This window comes from Pseudomonas canadensis (genome assembly GCF_030980095.1).
Classification (GTDB): domain Bacteria; phylum Pseudomonadota; class Gammaproteobacteria; order Pseudomonadales; family Pseudomonadaceae; genus Aquipseudomonas; species Aquipseudomonas canadensis.
The window spans coordinates 4,577,532-4,594,459 of the sequence record NZ_CP133298.1 but is presented as its reverse complement, the minus strand read 5'-3'; the positions used below and the strand labels follow the sequence as shown (position 1 = coordinate 4,594,459).

Genomic DNA, 16,928 nt, shown 5'->3' with positions numbered 1-16,928 from the left:
ATGTCTTGTGCTGCTAGTTTGGGTTGATGAACACATGAAAAACTCAAATATGTGCTCCAGTTCACCTTCTTCTTTCTTGAGCGAGAGGCGCCTATTGATAGCAGGGTAGTAGGTTTTCATTGCGTGCGGGGAGTGAAGTTCAGGCCGCCATTGGATACACAAACAACCCGAAATGCACCAGATTTACCCCAAAATGGGTGACCACCGCCGCCCCCAACCCACCAAACCGATACGCCAACCCATACCCCACCCCTGCGATGGTTGCCAGTAACGTCCACTGCCACCCCGCACCCAGGTGCACCAGTCCAAACAGCAATGAAGCCAGTAACAACGCCAGGTTGTCGCCATACGACAAATGCTTTAATCGTCGGCTTATCCCGCCCTGTACGTAGCCCCGAAACAACGCCTCTTCCACCAGCGTGACCAAGAGTAAGTTATTCAGCACCCATAACCACGCCTGTTCCGGCCACTTCGGCGCCCAGTGGGTGATCCCCAGCAGCACCGCGCCACCCAGCGCAACAACGGCAGTCAAGGTCAGTGCCAAGGCCGCGACGCAGATCGACAGCCGCAGCGGGCGCCGTGCCACGATCCACGGGCAGGCAAGCAACAGCCAGAAGCCAATCAGTGGTTTGTCCTGGTTCAGGTACATCGAGAAGGGCACTGCATCTTCGGTGAAACGTTGTGAGGCAATGCCACGCCCATTGTAGAAGCCCGGTAGCCAGTGCATCGCCAGACCCAGCGCCAGTACGATAAACAGGCCGTGACCCAGGTAGCGCGCCCAAGGCGTGCGTTGTTGGCGTACCGCATAGCCGGCGATCAGCAGCAGGCCGACGGACACGCTTGCCAACAGCCCGAGTTGCCCGTAGATCAAGGCCAGCAGATAGCCGATGGAAAGAAGCGCCAGGTACAGCCAGGGCAATGCGATCATGGGGAATCCTTGGAAAAATCTGGGCGGCATTATAGCGAGCCATCTCGCAGGGCCCACATGAAAACTCCGCCATCCAGTGTGATTGCAAAACCTATCAACGGCTGGTTATAGTCCCAGCCTCTTCATCCCTTCACACAAGATCAGCCCATGCCAGCTTTCCAGCGCACAGCGGTAGTCGATTCAGCGGTCAACGCTGTGGTCGTGCCGTGCGCGGACAAGCAGCCTGCGCAGATCAGTCACTACCCCCCACCTGTCCGTAGCACGCCGGTGTACGCAGTCGTATCACCGCCGGGTGTTGGCATTTCGGGCTGATCAGCTGATTGCTGTTCCCGTCTGCCCGCCTGAAAAAAACCTACTGAGTTTCAGCGTCTGCTGAATCGGCTTTTTTGCCTGATAACAGGTGGTATCCATGTCTGTTCTTTCGAAACAATCCGTGGCCGCGGCGGCCTCGACGAGTCTGTTTGTCCTGCTGTGGAGCAGCGGGGCGATCTTCTCCAAATGGGGCCTGGCCCACGCATCACCCTTCGCGTTTCTGTTGATCCGCTTTGCCATCGCCCTCGTGGGCTTGGTGATCCTGATACCTATCCTCAAACTCAAGCTGCCGCGCTCCGGTAAACCCATGCTGTATGCGGCGGCAACCGGGTTGGTGCTGCTGGGGGCCTACCAGATTTTCTATCTGCTGGCCCTGGACCTCAAAGTCACTCCCGGCGTGATGGCCACCATCATGGGCGTGCAGCCGATCCTCACCGTTGTGCTGATGGAGCGCCAGCGTTCGTTGAGTCGGCTGTTTGGCTTGGCGCTGGGGTTGGTGGGGCTGATCATGGTGGTCTACCAGGGCATCGGCTTGTCCGGCATGTCGTTGGCGGGGATGCTGTTCGGGTTATTGGCCCTGGCCAGCATGACCTTCGGCTCGATCATGCAGAAGCGCATCACCGACAACCCGCTGGGCACGCTGCCGGTGCAATACCTGGCGGGGTTGCTGCTGTGTTCGGTATTCGTGCCGTTCCAGCCGTTCCACTTCGAGCACAGCAGCGGTTTCTACCTGCCGGTGCTGTGGATGGGGTCGGTGGTGTCGTTGTTGGCCACCCTGTTGCTGTACCGCCTGATCGCCCGAGGTAACCTGGTGAATGTCACCAGCCTGTTTTACCTGGTGCCGGCGGTAACGGCAGTGATGGATTACCTGATCTTTGGCAACAGGCTCGCGATGTTGAGCCTGCTGGGGATGGGGTTGATCATCATCGGCCTGGTTTTCGTCTTCCGTAAGACCTGACACAACCGCACCCTGTAGGAGCCCGGCTTGCGGGCGATGGCGTCTAGAAGATCGCCATCGCCCGCAAGCGGGCTACTATAGGATTCTTTTCGGCCGCAACACCAACCACAACGCCCCCGCAATCAACACCCCGCCATACAGGTGCGCCATCGACAACGGCTCATCCAGCAACAACGCCCCCCATAACACCCCAAACGGAGGAATCATAAAAGTCACCGTCATCGACTTAACCGGCCCAATGGACGTCAGCAACCGGAAGTAAAGAATGTAGGCAAACGCCGTACACACCAGCCCCAAGCCCAGCAACGACAACCACACCTGCCACCCACCCCAACTGGCGGGCGGCTGGCTGATCGCGCTGTAGGCGAAGAACGGCAACAGGAACAACGTCGCACCGAGCATGCTGCCCAACGCCGCAAGCCGACTGTCCAAACCACCGCGCTGATCCAACCAGCGCCGCGCCAGGAACCCGGCAAAGCCATAACAGGTGGTGGCCAGCAAGCAGGCCAGCGCACCCATCAACAATTCCAGGTCAAACGCCACCGGCCCTGCGCGGGTCAGCACCCCCACGCCAAACAGGCCCAGGCACACGCCAGCAATTTTCGACGGCGTTAGACGTTCGCTGAAGAATAGCCCGCCAATCAATACGCCCATCAACGGCGTGGTGGCGTTGAAGATCGCCGAGTAACCCGCCGGCAGCACCTGGGCGGCGACCGAGTACATGGTCGCCGGGATCCCGGAGTTGATGACCCCCAATAGCAGCACCGTCCTGAACTTGCCTTGGAAATCCCAGCTCACGCGCATCATCGCCAAAATCACCAGCAACCCGGCGGCGGCGATCGACACGCGGAAAAACGCGGTTGGCACCGTGCCGATCTCCGGCGCAATGATGCGCATGAACAGGAAACTCGCGCCCCAGATGGCGGCGAGCCCCAATAAATACAGGCTGTCGACAGGTCTCACACAACACTCCTACCTCAATAAGCCCGCGAGTGTTGCATGACATTTCCAATGATTACAGGACAAACCGCGTCACCAGCCCATTCAGGTCCACCGCCAGGCGCGACAGTTCCTGGCTGGCCGCCGACGTCTGGGTGGCGCCTGCGGCGGTTTGGGTGGACAGGTCGCGGATGTTCACCAGGCTGCGGTCCACATCGCGTGCCACCAGCGCCTGCTGCTCGGCGGCGCTGGCGATCACCAGGTTGCGCTGGCTGATCTGCGAGATGGCCGCGGTGATTTTCTCCAGGGCACTGCCTGCGCTGTTGGCGCGTTGCAGGGTCTGACCGGCATGTTCGGCGCTGCTGTTCAGGGCTTCGACCGTGTCTTGGGTGCCCTGCTGGATACCGGTGATCATCTGTTCGATTTCTTCGGTGGAGTCCTGGGTGCGCTGCGCCAGGGAGCGCACTTCATCGGCCACCACCGCAAAACCCCGCCCGGCCTCGCCCGCGCGGGCCGCTTCAATGGCGGCGTTGAGCGCGAGCAGGTTGGTCTGCCCGGCGATGCCACGGATCACTTCCAGCACCTTGCTGATGTCCTGAGCCTGTGCCGCCAGGCCTTCGGCTTTGTTTGAAGCGCCGAGCACTTCGTCCACCAGGTTCTGGATCGAGCTGATGGTTTCGCTGATCTGGTAATGGCCGTGCTTGCTGTCCTCGTCGGAGGCCTGGGACGCCTCGGCGCTGGACACCGCATTACCCGCCACTTCATCCACGGCTGCGCTCATTTCGGTCACGGCAGTGGCGGCCTGTTCGATCTCGTCGTTCTGCGCCTGCAGGCCACGGGTACTTTGCTCCATCACCGAGCTCATCTCTTCGGCAGCAGAAGCCAACTGCTGCGCCGACTCGCTGATCCCGCGAATGGTGCCTTGCAGTTGCGCCTGCATGGTGGCCAGGGCCGTGAGCAATTGGGCGGGTTCGTCGTTGCCGTTGACGGCGATTGGCTGGCTCAAGTCGCCGCGGGCAATGGTGCGGGCAACGATCAGGGCCTGACCGAGGGGAGCGGTGATGCTGCGGGTCAGCAGCCAGGCCAAGAGTAAGGTGACGATCAACGCGAGGACGATGATCAAGCCGACGACCCACTGCGCGCTGGAATAGGTCTGTGCGGCGGAGTCCACGGCGGTTTCCACGCCACTCTGGTTGAAGGTGATCATGTCCTCCAGGCTTTTGTTGAGAATCACGCCCTGTGGCGCGAGGCGGCTGTTGAGCAGATCGATGGCGTCCTGTTGCTGATCTTTGTCCACCAAGGCAACGATCTGCCCGACGAGGGTCAGGTAGGCGTTCACATTACCTTCGAGTTGCTTGAGCATCTCGCGCTCTTCATCGCCACTGAGCAGGGTTTTGTGATGATCGAGCAAGGTTTGCAGCTCGGTGCGCTGGCGGGTGATCAGGGCTTTGCTGTTGTCGCGGATCCGCGATTCGTCAGTGGTCGCCAGGCGCAACGCCTCTAGGCGGATGCTGGCCACGAAGGCCGCGCTGTCGTGGATGTTCTCGATACTCGGCATCCACGATTCTTCGATAACCAGTGCGCTCTGCCGCAACTTGGCCATCTGGCCCAGCCCAAACATCCCGACGATCACCAGCAAGCTGGCCAAAACCCCAAAACTCAGACTGGCACGCAGACCGATCCTCATGTTCCTCAATGACATCTCAATGCTCCTTGGGCGATTAGAACCTGTTCCCGAATCGGTCTTTTGACCTTGTTAGGGTGGGAGAGGGCGCGCTATATATCAAAGTGCCATTATCGTGGTAATCAGGGTTTCCCTTAGTTGGATCCAGAGCACTGCGCGCAGGTCGCGGCCGGCGTTGCATAGGGATTTCCGGCATCAATCTGCCAAGCCCCGCCAATGCAGGCGTGCAGGTAAAACGCAGTGTGACTTCATGGTGCGTTTATTGACCGAATGGTCGAATTAAAGAAATTGAAAATAAATGTACGAAATGAGCGAAGTTGTACAAGGCTGGGCAAAAAATGACCCTTCTCGTGTCCTCGTACACTGGCTAAGCTCAGGGCTTCCAGATGCCCGTAGAGGTTTCCCGCATGTCGCAATCCGCCCTCGCAGTCGCCCAGATGATCCTCGATGGCTTCGACGATTACCGTGAGCACTTCCGCCAGATCACCGACGGCGCCCGCGAGCGTTTTGAGAAGGCCCAGTGGCAGCAGGGGCAGGCGGCGTCGTCGGCGCGGATCAACCTCTATGAAGAAAAGGTCAGTGAAGTGATTGCGCGTTTGCGCAGTAGCTTTGATGACGGAGCATTACTCGATGTTGACCAGTGGCCCGTGGTGAAAAGCGCCTACATCGGTCTGATCGATCTGCGTTTCGATGATGAACTCTCCGAGACCTGGTACAACTCGATCTTCTGCGGACTGTTCAGCCACGACCTGATCAGCGACGGCTGCATGTTTATCCACACCACCCGGCCCAGCCTGCGCCGGGCACGGGCCGCGCAGACGCGCACCTACACGCCCGCCGCAAAAATCCCGGAGATGCTCGCGCAGATCTTTGCCGACTACCGTTTCAGCGAACCCTACGCGGACCTGGCCGGCGACCTGCACCGCCTTGAAGCCCAACTGCGGGAAAACTTGCCGGACTGGGTGTGCAAGGATCCAGACCTCAAGGTCGAGCTGTTTTCCTCGGTGCTTTACCGCAATAAAGGCGCGTACCTGGTAGGACGCATCTACACCCGCGACGAACAATGGCCGCTGGTGATCCCCCTGTTGCATCGCGAAGGGCAGGGCATCCAGATCGACGCACTGATCACCGATGAAGCCGATGTGTCGATCATCTTTTCGTTCACCCGTTCCTACTTCATGGTGGATGTGCCGGTGCCGGCGGAATTCATCGGCTTTCTCAAGCGCATCCTGCCGGGCAAGCACGTCGCAGAGCTGTACACCTCCATTGGTTTCTACAAGCACGGCAAGTCGGAGTTCTACCGCGCTCTGATCAACCACCTGGCGACCACCGACGATCAATTCATCATGGCCCCCGGCGTGCGTGGCATGGTCATGAGCGTGTTCACCCTGCCGGGCTTCAACACCGTGTTCAAGATCATCAAGGACCGTTTCTCACCGTCGAAAAACGTCAACCGCGCCACGGTGATCGAGAAGTACCGCCTGGTCAAAAGCGTCGATCGGGTCGGACGCATGGCTGACACCCAGGAGTTCGCCGATTTCCGTTTTCCCCTGAGCAAATTCGAACCCGAATGCCTCGCCGAATTGCTGGAAGTCGCCGCTGGCACCGTCGAAGTCGAAGGCGACACGGTGTTGATCCGCCACTGCTGGACCGAACGGCGCATGACCCCGCTCAACCTCTACCTCGACAACGCCAACCCCGCCCAGGTGCGTGAAGCCTTGGAAGACTACGGCCTGGCGATCAAACAACTGGCGGCGGCCAACATCTTTCCCGGCGACATGCTGCTGAAGAACTTCGGCGTCACCCGCCACGGCCGCGTGGTGTTCTACGACTACGATGAAATTTGCTTTCTCACCGAAGCCAACTTCCGCCACATCCCCGCGCCGCGTACTCCCGAGGATGAGATGGCCTCGGAGCCCTGGTACTCCATTGGCCCGCTGGATGTATTCCCTGAGGAGTTCCCGCCGTTCCTGTTTGCGGATGCTGGCCAACGCAAGTTGTTCGATGAGCTGCATGGCGAGTTGTACAACGCCGATTACTGGAAAGGGCTGCAGGAGGCGATTCGTGCCGGTAAGGTGATTGATGTGTTTCCGTATCGGCGCAAATCGACGTAAAGCACCAAAACTCGAACGGGGCAACAGGCGAGCCGCTGCCCCGATGTGACGAGTTAGCCTGGCAACCACTGGCGAATGAGCGGTGTGTCGTCGGCACCGTCGTTCTTGGCTTGCAAGTAGGCGCTATAGTTTTTCCTGACGGCGTCAGGTACGCCGACGACAGGTGTCTGCACCGGCGCTGCGCTGCCCCCTTCGGCCGTTGCCTTGGCCCTGAACGCCTGGTCATCCAGATGCCGCAGGTGCAAGACCTCATCAATGAAACGGCTGGCCGTGGCATTGCCGATGTTGGGGTATCGGTGGGCGATGCCTGCGCGCAGCATCGTGCGATCATCGGCGGTGAAGTTGTTTTCGCCTTGTGCTACGTAAGCCGGCATCAATCCTGAGAGTGCAGCGACGGAGGCTTTCACCGTACCCAACTGTGGAGAGACGATCACTGAAGGCACCTGGTTCAAGGTCTGGTTTTCCACTTCTTGCGCCACCCCACGCGGGCCTTTTTTCTGAGCTTGTTGTTGGAAGTACTCACGGGCTGCCAGGTAGTCCGCGATCGAGTTGAGTAATGTCTGCATACGCGGTGTGCTTGGGGTGTCGGCCGCCCATGTCTGTATGTGTGCCTGGATGTCTTGGGTGCTTGCGTCCTCCACGATAAGACGTGAGAGTGCTTCGCCAGCGGCGCCTGGAAGCTTTTCCAGTTGTTGGAAAATTCGGTCGGCTGCATGGTCCAGGTAGCTGTGCTGGACAGTGGCTGCCAACTGCGCGACGGCGGCGCCGACAATGAGCAGGCCGCTATCGCTGTTGCTGCCGCGGGTTTGCAGGCCGAGAACAGTCTTGAAGGGCTGGTCGCTATAGACCTGATCGTAGTCGTAAACGGGTTCGAGTTTGCCAAACAAGTCGCCCAAGACGGCACCGGCGCTTCCCGGCTTGTGAATGTCCTGTCCGAGGGCATAGACGTAGTAGTCGGCGTCGAGGGTTTGACGAGGCGCCTGGCTCTCGCCGGTGGGCACACTGTACCTCAGTTGCAACGGCGCGCCACCAGGGGTGGGGTTCGGATGGATGTCGAGCGCGTCCACCGACACCAAGTGGTGGTTGGCCACCTGGGGTGCAAACTTCAGCTGGTGGCCGTCCAGCAGCACCGGCTTGGTACTGCGGATCAGCCAATTGACTTGTGCGCCCAGTTCTCCCGCGCGTTCGACCGCATCGATACCTGCGTTGGGGCCGTGCACCACCACCTTCTTGCCCGCGAACTGTTCAGGGCGGCTGTCGGTGGCCCGCATAAACTCATCCAGGTCCATGACGTTGCCCCGCAAGACCTCTTGCTGGTGCAGGCGGATATTGCCTAGACGTTTCTCCGCCAAAGTCTGTGCGCTGTCGTTGTTCCATACGCTGGTGTGCGGCCCGGCCCCCATGCCCAACACTACCTGCCGGCTTTCTATAGCCTGGCCGTTTTCCAGGCGAATCTGATAGCGACCGTCTTTCAGTTGGTTGATGCCTGTGACCTGCGCCGGTAGATATTCCGCCCCCAATGCCTGTGCCCGGTCCAACTGTTGTCGGTTCCGCGCTGCAAACTCGCCCCGGTCCGCGTAGCCAGAGTTGTAGCAGGGTACCGTAGGGCCCCATTGGTCGATGATTTCACGTTGATGATTGATGTAGCCCTGGCCTCGCACACTGGGCAGCCAAGGATCTTCCTGGCCGATGATGCTGACTTTTCCGTGCAGAGGGGTTGCGTGACTATTCGTCGAAAACCGGTGGTTCAATTCGTTGACCAGATAAGCCACGCTGCTGCCGGTGCCGACAAATGTCAGGTCACGCACTCGGTGAGGGCTCAACGGTTTGTCGGCATCGCCAACGGCTTGGGTGCCGACCTGGGTTGCGGCCGGCTGTACAGCGTTCGCTCTTTGGGGCTGTGGTTCATGCAGCGATTTACCGAGTAGCATCAGGATAATCCTTTCAAAAGGCCTCATCCGCAGGCATTAAGAACTCGTCCTTGTTATTGGTGTGAAGCGGTCATGCGGTGAAGGGTCAGATTGTTTCTCAAATCAGTGTAGATATTGAATAAATCGGTATTCAGTTCGGCAACTAACGCCCGCTGTTTATTGCTGTCTTTTAGCGGATTGATGGCGCCCAGTTTGACGTACGGTTTGCCTGTGGAATGAATCAATACCTTGAAGTCCTGCCGATGCTGGTCAGCGCAGGTTGTTCGATGAGCTGCATGGCGAGTTGTACAACGCCGATTACTGGAAAGGGCTGCAATTCGCGCCGGTAAGGTGATCGATGTGTTTCCGTACCGGCGCAAGGAGCGCGATCACTGCTCATGAACTTGATTTACGGATTGATCAATCTTCAGAAAATACCGAATTGGCTTTTGGTCGACTTCACGCCGATATTTTCCAAGTAATCCTGGGCGGGCCTCATATTCTCCTTTGTGGGGCGGTAGTGGCCCGAGGTATTGGATAAGTGAGTTCTCCCGGTCATGGTTTGCTTTAAGTAGCCGGCACTGACGATGTTATTCGACTGCCCGGCACCGACGCCCAGTTCGGCGGTGGCGGGGTGGGATATCATTTTTGGCGCTACGTTTTTACTGATGTTGGCGATCGCCATCTGTCCGTCTCCCGTCACGATAAACTTGGTAACCGTATTCGGTGTCTTCGCGATGTTCAGATCCTCTGGCTTTTTTACGGGTGTCACCGTTGCCGTGGAGTTTCGGGGGTTTGTAGCCGCTCCCGCCAGATGCAGCTCAGCGCCCAAGTCTCTCGCCTTCGTATTGGGTAGCTTTGGATAGCTCTTGGAGGCATAGGAAGGTCCAGAGGGGTTTGAGGTCCAGGAACCGTTTGCCGGATCGGATACAGGTGCAATGTCCTGGTATTTGTTGGCGTAACTATGCAGGTTTTGGATGGATGCGTTGTAGTAGCGGCTGGCGTCAATGGGCATAAGAATTCCTCGGGCGTTAGAGGCGATATCAATCAGGTTTTTGCCGCTGAGTTACAGGCCGCTCATGAAATTCATGCCTCGTACTGCCTGAGTGGCCGTGTGGAAATTCGAGATTCGATTGGCCGTCAAATTAGTGGGCGGTGTCGAGGCGGTCTGCGGGGCTGCTTTGGACGACGGCTTTTCTGTGTAGGCGGGCGGGAACTCATATTTGGGCGGTGGTTGCGACGCTGCCGAGCGCGGTTGGGCCTGCAGGGATGCAGAGTAGCTGGGTAGATAAGGTTGGCTATTTGTCGAATCGATAGGCATAAAAGCTCCGGTTTCATAAGCGATACAGTGATCTGCCAGAGGTTTCTGGCGGGTTGATTTGATCCTGTGTACGGCACTCAAACCATCGGATTTGCACTGTGAAATGGTCGGATGAGCGACTTTCTCGTGTAAGAAATATGTTGATTAGGCGGCGTTATGCGGCCGGTCACTGACTGAGCGTCTCCAGGAATGTCGAAATCTGCGACAATCGCTCCTCTTTTCTACGTCCACAGTTATGCAGGCGTGCCCTGCCTCACCCAGAAGACCTTTGCCACCCTGATGACCGACCAAGCACCCACCATCGACCAACTGCTCAAAACCCTCGATCACGCCATGCTCGCCGACCGCCACCGCTTGCGGCGGCAACTGCTTGAGCTGCGCAAGAAGCCCGACGAGGAAAAGTTGGCGCAATGGGGTGCGCGCATGCAGGCTTCCTGCGCCCAAGTCACGGCGCGGCGTGCCAGCCTGCCGGTGATCCGTTATGACGACAGCCTGCCGATTGCGGCCAAGCGTGATGAGATCAAAGCCGCGCTGAACAAGCACCAGGTGCTGATCATTGCCGGTGAGACCGGTTCGGGTAAGACCACCCAGTTGCCGAAGATCTGCCTGGAAATCGGTCGTGGCCAGTTCGGCCTGATCGGTCATACCCAGCCACGCCGGATCGCGGCCCGCAGCGTCGCCAGCCGGGTGGCCGAAGAGTTGGCCACGCCGTTGGGCGCGTTGGTGGGCTATCAGGTGCGTTTTGAAGACCAGAGCGATTCCAACACCCTGATCAAACTGATGACCGACGGTATCCTGCTGGCGGAAACCCAGAACGATCGCTACCTGGAACGCTACGACACGATCATCGTCGACGAAGCCCACGAACGCAGCCTGAACATCGACTTCCTGCTGGGCTACCTGAAAACCCTGCTGCCGCGCCGTCCGGACCTGAAGGTCATCATCACCTCGGCGACCATCGACCTGGAGCGTTTTTCCAAGCATTTCGACGATGCGCCGATTGTCGAAGTCTCGGGTCGTACCTTCCCGGTGGACACCTGGTATCGCCCGCTGACCCTGGAACAGGATGAAGAGGGCAACCGCGTCGAGGACGACTTGACTGTTGACCAGGCGATCCTCGCCACCCTCGATGAAATCGCTGCTTATGAACGCAGCGAGCGACGCAGTCCTGGTGACGTATTGGTGTTCCTGCCCGGAGAGCGCGAGATTCGCGACGCCGCCGACATGCTGCGCAAGGCCCAGCTCAAGCACACCGAAATCCTGCCGCTGTACGCGCGCCTGTCGCCGGCTGAACAGCAGCGCATTTTCCAGTCCCACCCGGGGCGGCGCGTGGTGTTGGCGACCAACGTCGCGGAAACCTCGCTGACCGTGCCGGGCATTCGTTATGTGATCGACAGCGGCACCGCACGCATCAGCCGCTACAGCTACCGCGCCAAAGTGCAGCGCCTGCCGATCGAGGCGATCTCCCAGGCCAGCGCCAACCAGCGTAAGGGCCGTTGCGGCCGGGTCGAGCCGGGCATCTGCATCCGCTTGTACAGCGAAGAAGATTTTATCGGGCGTCCGGAATTTACCGACCCCGAGATCCTGCGCACCAACCTCGCCGCCGTGATCTTGCAGATGCTGCACCTGCGCCTCGGCGAGATCACCGATTTCCCGTTTATCGAGCCGCCGGACGGCAAGGCTATCAGCGACGGTTTCAACTTGCTGCAAGAGCTGTCGGCGGTGGACCGCAACAGTCAGCTCACGCCATTGGGCCGTCAGTTGGCGCGCCTGCCGGTGGACCCGCGCATGGGCCGCATGCTGCTGGAAGCCGCCAAGCTTGGCAGCTTGCAGGAAGTGCTGATCGTCGCCAGTGCCATGTCGATCCAGGACCCGCGCGAGCGTCCGCCGGAACGTCAGCAGGCTGCTGACCAAGCCCACGCGCAGTGGAAAGACCCGGATTCGGATTTCGCCGGCCTGGTCAATCTGTGGCGCGGTTTCGAAGAGCAGCGCCAGGAACTGACGGCCAGCCCGTTGCGCAATTGGTGTCGCAAGAACTTCCTCAACTACCTGCGCCTGCGCGAGTGGCGTGATTCCCATCGCCAGCTGAGCCTGATCTGCCGCGACATGCAGTTGACGGTCAACAAAGAGCCGGCGGACTTCCCGAAACTGCACAAGGCGGTGTTGTCCGGCCTGCTCAGCCAGATCGGCCAGAAGACCGAAGACGGCGATTACCTCGGCGCACGCCAGCGGCGGTTCTGGATCCACCCGTCCTCGGGCATCGGCAAGAAGCGTCCGCAATGGCTGATGACCGCCGAACTGGTGGAAACCACCAAGCTGTATGCGCGCATGGTCGCCAAGATCGACGCCGACTGGATCGAGCCGCTGGCTGGGCACTTGATCAAGAAAAACCACTTCGAGCCCCACTGGGAGAAGAAGCGCGGCCAGGTCGTGGCCTTTGAACAGATCACCCTGTTCGGGCTGATTGTGGTCGGACGCCGGCCGGTGCATTACGGGCCGATCGACCCGGTGGTGTCGCGCGAGTTGTTTATCCGCGAAGGCCTGGTGCGTGGCGAGATCCAGTCGCGGGCCAAGTGCCTTACCGCCAACCAGCAACTGCTGGAACAACTCGACGAACTGGAGGCCAAGGCGCGTCGTCGCGACATCCTGGCCGATGAAGAAACCCTGTTCGCCTTCTACGATGCGCGGTTGCCGGCGGAGATCCACCAGACCGCGACCTTCGACAGCTGGTACAAGGTCAACAGCCAGAAAGACCCGCAACTGCTGATCATGCGCGAAGAAGACGTGCTGGCCCGCGAAGCCAGTGAAGTCACCGCCGCGCATTACCCGGACACCCTGCACCTGGGCGACCTGGAACTGGCCTTGAGTTACCACTTCGAACCCAACCACCCGCGTGACGGCGTGACCCTGCGCGTTCCGGCGCCACTGCTGCCGGCGTTGCCGCCAGAGCGTCTGGAATGGCTGGTGCCGGGGGTGATCGAAGCCAAATGCATCGCCCTGGTGCGCAACCTGCCCAAGGCGCTGCGTAAGAATTTTGTGCCGGTGCCGGACTTCGTCAAAGCCGCGCTGCAACGCATCGAATTCGGCCAGGGCTCTTTGCCCCAGGCATTGGGCCGTGAGTTATTGCGCATGACAGGTGCGCGTGTCAGCGATGAAGCCTGGGCCGAAGCCGCGCAGCAGGTCGAAAGCCATCTGAAGATGAACCTAGAAGTAGTCGACGGCCAGGGCAAGTTCCTCGGCGAAGGCCGCGACCTGGCCGAACTGACCGCACGTTTTGCCGAGGCGAGCCAGGCCGCCCTGGCCGTGCCGCAAACCGCGAAAAGCCAACAACCGGTGGAAGCCAAGGTGTTTGCGGCGGTGGCGGAGAAGACCCAACAGAAGATCGCCGGTCTGTCGATGACGGTGTATCCAGCGTTGGTGGAAGAAAGCGGCACGGTCAAGGAAGGGCGTTTCTCCACGGCCGCCGAGGCGGAGTTCCAGCATCGCCGCGCCTTGCAGCGTTTGCTGATGCAACAACTGGCGGAACCGGCGAAATTCCTGCGCGGCAAATTGCCGGGCCTGACCGAGTTGGGCCTGATGTACCGCGAACTGGGGCGTATCGATGCGCTGGTGGAAGACATCCTGCTGGCCAGCCTCGACACCTGCGTGCTCGAAGGCGAAACCAGCCTGCCGCGTGATGGTGCTGGTCTGGCCGCTTTGGCCGAGCGCAAGCGCGGCAGTTGGACCGAGCACGCCGAGCGCTTGGCGCGCTTGACCCTGGATGTGTTGAAGCTGTGGCACGGCCTGCAAAAACGCTTCAAAGGCAAGATTGACCTCGCCCAGGCCGTGGCCCTGAACGACATCAAGCAGCAGCTGAGCAATTTGGTGTATCCCGGTTTCGTGCGGGAAACCCCGGCGCAGTGGTTTAAGGAGCTGCCGCGTTACCTCAAGGCTATCGAGTTACGCCTGGAAAAACTGCCGAGCCAGGTGCAAAAGGATCGGGTATGGAGCGGCGAGCTGGCAGGCTTGTGGACGCAGTACGAGAATCGCCTGAAAAAACATGCCCAGGAAGGCAAGCGCGACCCCCAGCTAGAACTTTACCGCTGGTGGTTGGAGGAATACCGGGTGTCGTTGTTTGCCCAGCAACTGGGCACTAAAGTGCCGATTTCCGACAAGCGCTTGAGCAAGCAATGGAGCCAGGTAGAGCCCTGACCCCCGTAGATCCTCTGGGGTGAGCGAGCTTGTTGTGGTGAGCGGGCTTGCCCCGCGCTGGGCTGCGAAGCGGCCCCTCTTACAGGCAATCAAGATATTGCTGAAACACCACAGGGCCTGGAATGGGGTCGCTTCGCGCCCCAGCGCGAGCAAGCTCGCTCACCACAGGGTTGTGTGTAAGCCTCTGATAAGGGTGTTTATCTGGCATATGGCGCCAAATCCCGGGGTTTGTGGCAAACTTCGCGCCTATAAATGCCGGGATCGTCGTGTAGGGATGCGACGCGAAGGAATTAAGCGATGCCAGTTTGGTGTCCGCGGTGCGGAATCGGACTACTTACAGTTTGGTACGACGGTACCAATATCTTCTGCCTGACAGATTTAGAGGAACGACCGTGCATAACGTCGTCATCAGCGGCACTGGCCTGTACACCCCGGCCAACAGCATCTCCAACGAAGAGCTGGTGCAGTCTTTCAATGCCTACGTGCATCAGTTCAACAGCGACAACGCCACCGCCATCGAGCGCGGTGATGTGCAGCCGCTGACCGAATCCAGCGCCGCCTTCATCGAAAAAGCCTCGGGCATCAAGAGCCGCTTCGTGATGGACAAGGACGGCATTCTCGACCCGCAGCGCATGGCCCCACGCTTGCCCGAGCGCAGCAACGACGAATGGTCAGTGCTCTGCCAGATGGCCGTCGGCGCTGCCGAACAAGCCTTGCAACGCGCCGGCAAAACCGCCGCCGATATCGACGGTGTTATCGTCGCGTGCTCCAACCTGCAGCGTGCCTACCCGGCCATCGCCATTGAAGTGCAGGAAGCCCTGGGTATCGAAGGTTTTGGTTTTGACATGAACGTGGCGTGTTCCTCGGCTACCTTCGGCATCCAGAACGCGGCCAACAGCATCCAGTTGGGCCAGGCGCGGGCGATTTTGATGGTCAACCCGGAAGTCTGCACCGGCCACCTGAATTTCCGCGACCGTGACAGCCACTTCATCTTTGGTGATGCGGCCACTGCCGTGGTGCTGGAGCGCGCCGACCTGGCGACTTCCGAGCACCAGTTCGACGTGGTGAGCACCAAGCTGCTGACCAAGTTCTCCAACAACATCCGCAACAACTTCGGCTTCCTCAACCGCACGGCGGAAGAAGGCATCGGCGCGCCCGACAAGCTGTTCGTACAGGAAGGCCGCAAGGTATTCCGTGATGTGTGCCCGATGGTGGCCGAGCTGATCGGCGTGCATTTGCAAGAAAACCAGTTGAACGTAGCCGATGTGAAGCGCTTCTGGCTGCACCAGGCCAACTTGAGCATGAACCACCTGATCGTGAAGAAACTACTGGGTCGCGAAGCCTCGGTGGAAGAAGCGCCGGTGATCCTCGATACTTACGCCAATACCAGTTCGGCGGGCTCGGTGATTGCGTTCCACACGTATCAGGATGATTTGCCCAAGGGTTCCGTGGCGGTGCTCAGCTCGTTTGGTGCGGGTTATTCGATCGGCAGCGTGATTTTGCGCAAACGCTGATCTGCCTCGTTCCCTGTAGGAGCCGGCTTGCCGGCAATGATATCCCTGCGGTGTAAATGACGCACCGTGGCGCCTGCATCGCAGGCAAGCCAGCTCCCACAGGGATCGGGTTTCCAGAGTGAAATCGAGGTAAACGATGGCAGCAGCGGACGACACGCACCTGCTTGAACGCCTGCTCAAGGGTGAGCAGCGGGCCTACAAGGAATTGGTCACCACCTACCAAAGCGCCATGCGGGCGGTGGCCTATGCCATCGTCGGCCAGCGTCACGCCGACGAAGTCGTGCAAGACGCGTGGCTGTCGGTGGTGCGCAACCTGGCCAGGTTCGAAGGGCGTTCCAGCCTCAAGACCTGGCTGCTGACCATCACCGCCAACGCCGCCAAGGGGCGCTACAAGCAGAATCGTCGCGAAGTGTTGCTCGACGATCTGCCTTCGCCCCATGGCACCATTGGCGATGACCGTTTCTCCCCGGATGATGGCCACTGGGCTGTCGCCCCCTACGCCTGGCATCAGGACACCCCGGAAGCCTTGCTGACCGAGGATGAGCTGCGCAAGTGCCTGGAGCATACGTTGCTGAGTTTGTCTGAATTGCAAAGCAGCGTGCTGGTGCTACGTGAACGCCAGGGGCTGGAGTTGGAAGAGATCTGTAATCTTCTGACGCTGTCGCTCTCCAATGTCCGTGTGCTATTGCATCGAGCACGGCTTAAAGTCTTCGCCACGGTGGAGCATTTTGAGGAAACGGGCGAATGTTGACCTGTAAAGAACAAGTGGCACGTTCCAGTGACTATCTCGATGGGCAACTGACCTTTCGCGAGCGTCTGCTGGTGCGTCATCACCTGATGTTCTGCCCGAACTGTCGCCGGTTTATCCGCCAGATGCGCCTGATGCAGGCGACGCTGAAGATAATGCCGGATGAGCCGGTAGAGGGTGTGGAGGCCTTGGCGCAGCGCTTGGCTGAAGAACGACTCAAGGATCACAAAGGCGGGGATTAAGCAGGCTCACGTGGATGGATCGGACGGATGATGGGGACCGCTCCACCCACGCAAGACTGTTACAGCC

11 protein-coding genes and 1 pseudogene are annotated in these 16,928 nt (G+C 59.6%); 7 read left to right on the top strand and 5 right to left on the bottom strand.

Translation table 11 applies throughout. The features are described from left to right. Positions 1–139 precede the first annotated feature (139 nt). On the bottom strand, positions 140–928 hold the full coding sequence (locus tag RB216_RS21235; protein WP_028617443.1) for a CPBP family intramembrane glutamic endopeptidase: 789 nt from the start codon (positions 926–928) through the stop codon (positions 140–142). 409 nt (positions 929–1,337) lie between these two features. On the opposite strand from RB216_RS21235, the gene RB216_RS21230 reads away from it, so the two are divergent. Then, positions 1,338–2,198 carry a DMT family transporter gene (locus RB216_RS21230; RefSeq protein ID WP_308907844.1) on the top strand — a complete coding sequence of 287 codons (861 nt, stop codon included), beginning with the start codon at positions 1,338–1,340 and terminating at the stop codon, positions 2,196–2,198. A 75-nt stretch (positions 2,199–2,273) separates the two neighbouring features. Here RB216_RS21230 and RB216_RS21225 read toward each other — a convergent pair whose 3' ends face one another. Together RB216_RS21225 and RB216_RS21220 are read right to left on the bottom strand one after the other, a co-directional pair. Further along, positions 2,274–3,161, bottom strand: coding sequence for a DMT family transporter (locus tag RB216_RS21225; RefSeq protein ID WP_308907843.1), 888 nt, complete (start codon positions 3,159–3,161; stop codon positions 2,274–2,276). A gap of 52 nt (positions 3,162–3,213) precedes the next feature. Continuing rightward, complete coding sequence (locus RB216_RS21220; RefSeq protein WP_372514815.1) at positions 3,214–4,824, bottom strand: methyl-accepting chemotaxis protein; 1,611 nt, start codon at positions 4,822–4,824, stop codon at positions 3,214–3,216. Between the two features lie 404 nt (positions 4,825–5,228). Between RB216_RS21220 and aceK the strand changes: the two genes are divergently transcribed. Continuing rightward, positions 5,229–6,935, top strand: a complete 1,707-nt coding sequence (gene aceK, locus RB216_RS21215; RefSeq protein ID WP_308907841.1) for a bifunctional isocitrate dehydrogenase kinase/phosphatase — start codon at positions 5,229–5,231, stop codon at positions 6,933–6,935. Positions 6,936–6,988: 53 nt separating this feature from the next. Here the strand turns inward: aceK and RB216_RS21210 are convergent, their stop codons facing one another. Beyond that, positions 6,989–8,866: an NAD(P)/FAD-dependent oxidoreductase gene (locus RB216_RS21210; protein WP_308907840.1), complete on the bottom strand. Its 1,878-nt coding sequence runs from the start codon at positions 8,864–8,866 to the stop codon at positions 6,989–6,991. A 238-nt stretch (positions 8,867–9,104) separates the two neighbouring features. On the opposite strand from RB216_RS21210, the pseudogene RB216_RS29895 reads away from it, so the two are divergent. Beyond that, positions 9,105–9,247 (top strand): annotated as a pseudogene (locus RB216_RS29895) (hypothetical protein); the annotation flags it as partial. Between the two features lie 25 nt (positions 9,248–9,272). On the opposite strand, the gene RB216_RS21205 reads toward RB216_RS29895, so the two are convergent. Next, complete coding sequence (locus RB216_RS21205; protein WP_028617437.1) at positions 9,273–9,860, bottom strand: hypothetical protein; 588 nt, start codon at positions 9,858–9,860, stop codon at positions 9,273–9,275. 585 nt (positions 9,861–10,445) lie between these two features. Here RB216_RS21205 and hrpA point away from each other — a divergent pair. From hrpA to RB216_RS21185, 4 genes are all read left to right on the top strand, one after another. Continuing rightward, the gene (gene hrpA, locus RB216_RS21200) at positions 10,446–14,357 is read left to right on the top strand and encodes an ATP-dependent RNA helicase HrpA (RefSeq protein WP_308908896.1); all 3,912 of its coding nucleotides are present in this window, start codon (positions 10,446–10,448) and stop codon (positions 14,355–14,357) included. A 392-nt stretch (positions 14,358–14,749) separates the two neighbouring features. Further along, positions 14,750–15,871, top strand: coding sequence for a beta-ketoacyl-ACP synthase III (locus tag RB216_RS21195; RefSeq protein ID WP_308907839.1), 1,122 nt, complete (start codon positions 14,750–14,752; stop codon positions 15,869–15,871). Positions 15,872–16,007: 136 nt separating this feature from the next. After that, on the top strand, positions 16,008–16,622 hold the full coding sequence (locus tag RB216_RS21190; protein WP_028617434.1) for an RNA polymerase sigma factor: 615 nt from the start codon (positions 16,008–16,010) through the stop codon (positions 16,620–16,622). Further along, positions 16,616–16,861 carry an anti-sigma factor family protein gene (locus RB216_RS21185; RefSeq protein ID WP_028617433.1) on the top strand — a complete coding sequence of 82 codons (246 nt, stop codon included), beginning with the start codon at positions 16,616–16,618 and terminating at the stop codon, positions 16,859–16,861. Before RB216_RS21190 ends, RB216_RS21185 begins: the two co-directional genes overlap by 7 nt. Positions 16,862–16,928 lie beyond the last annotated feature (67 nt).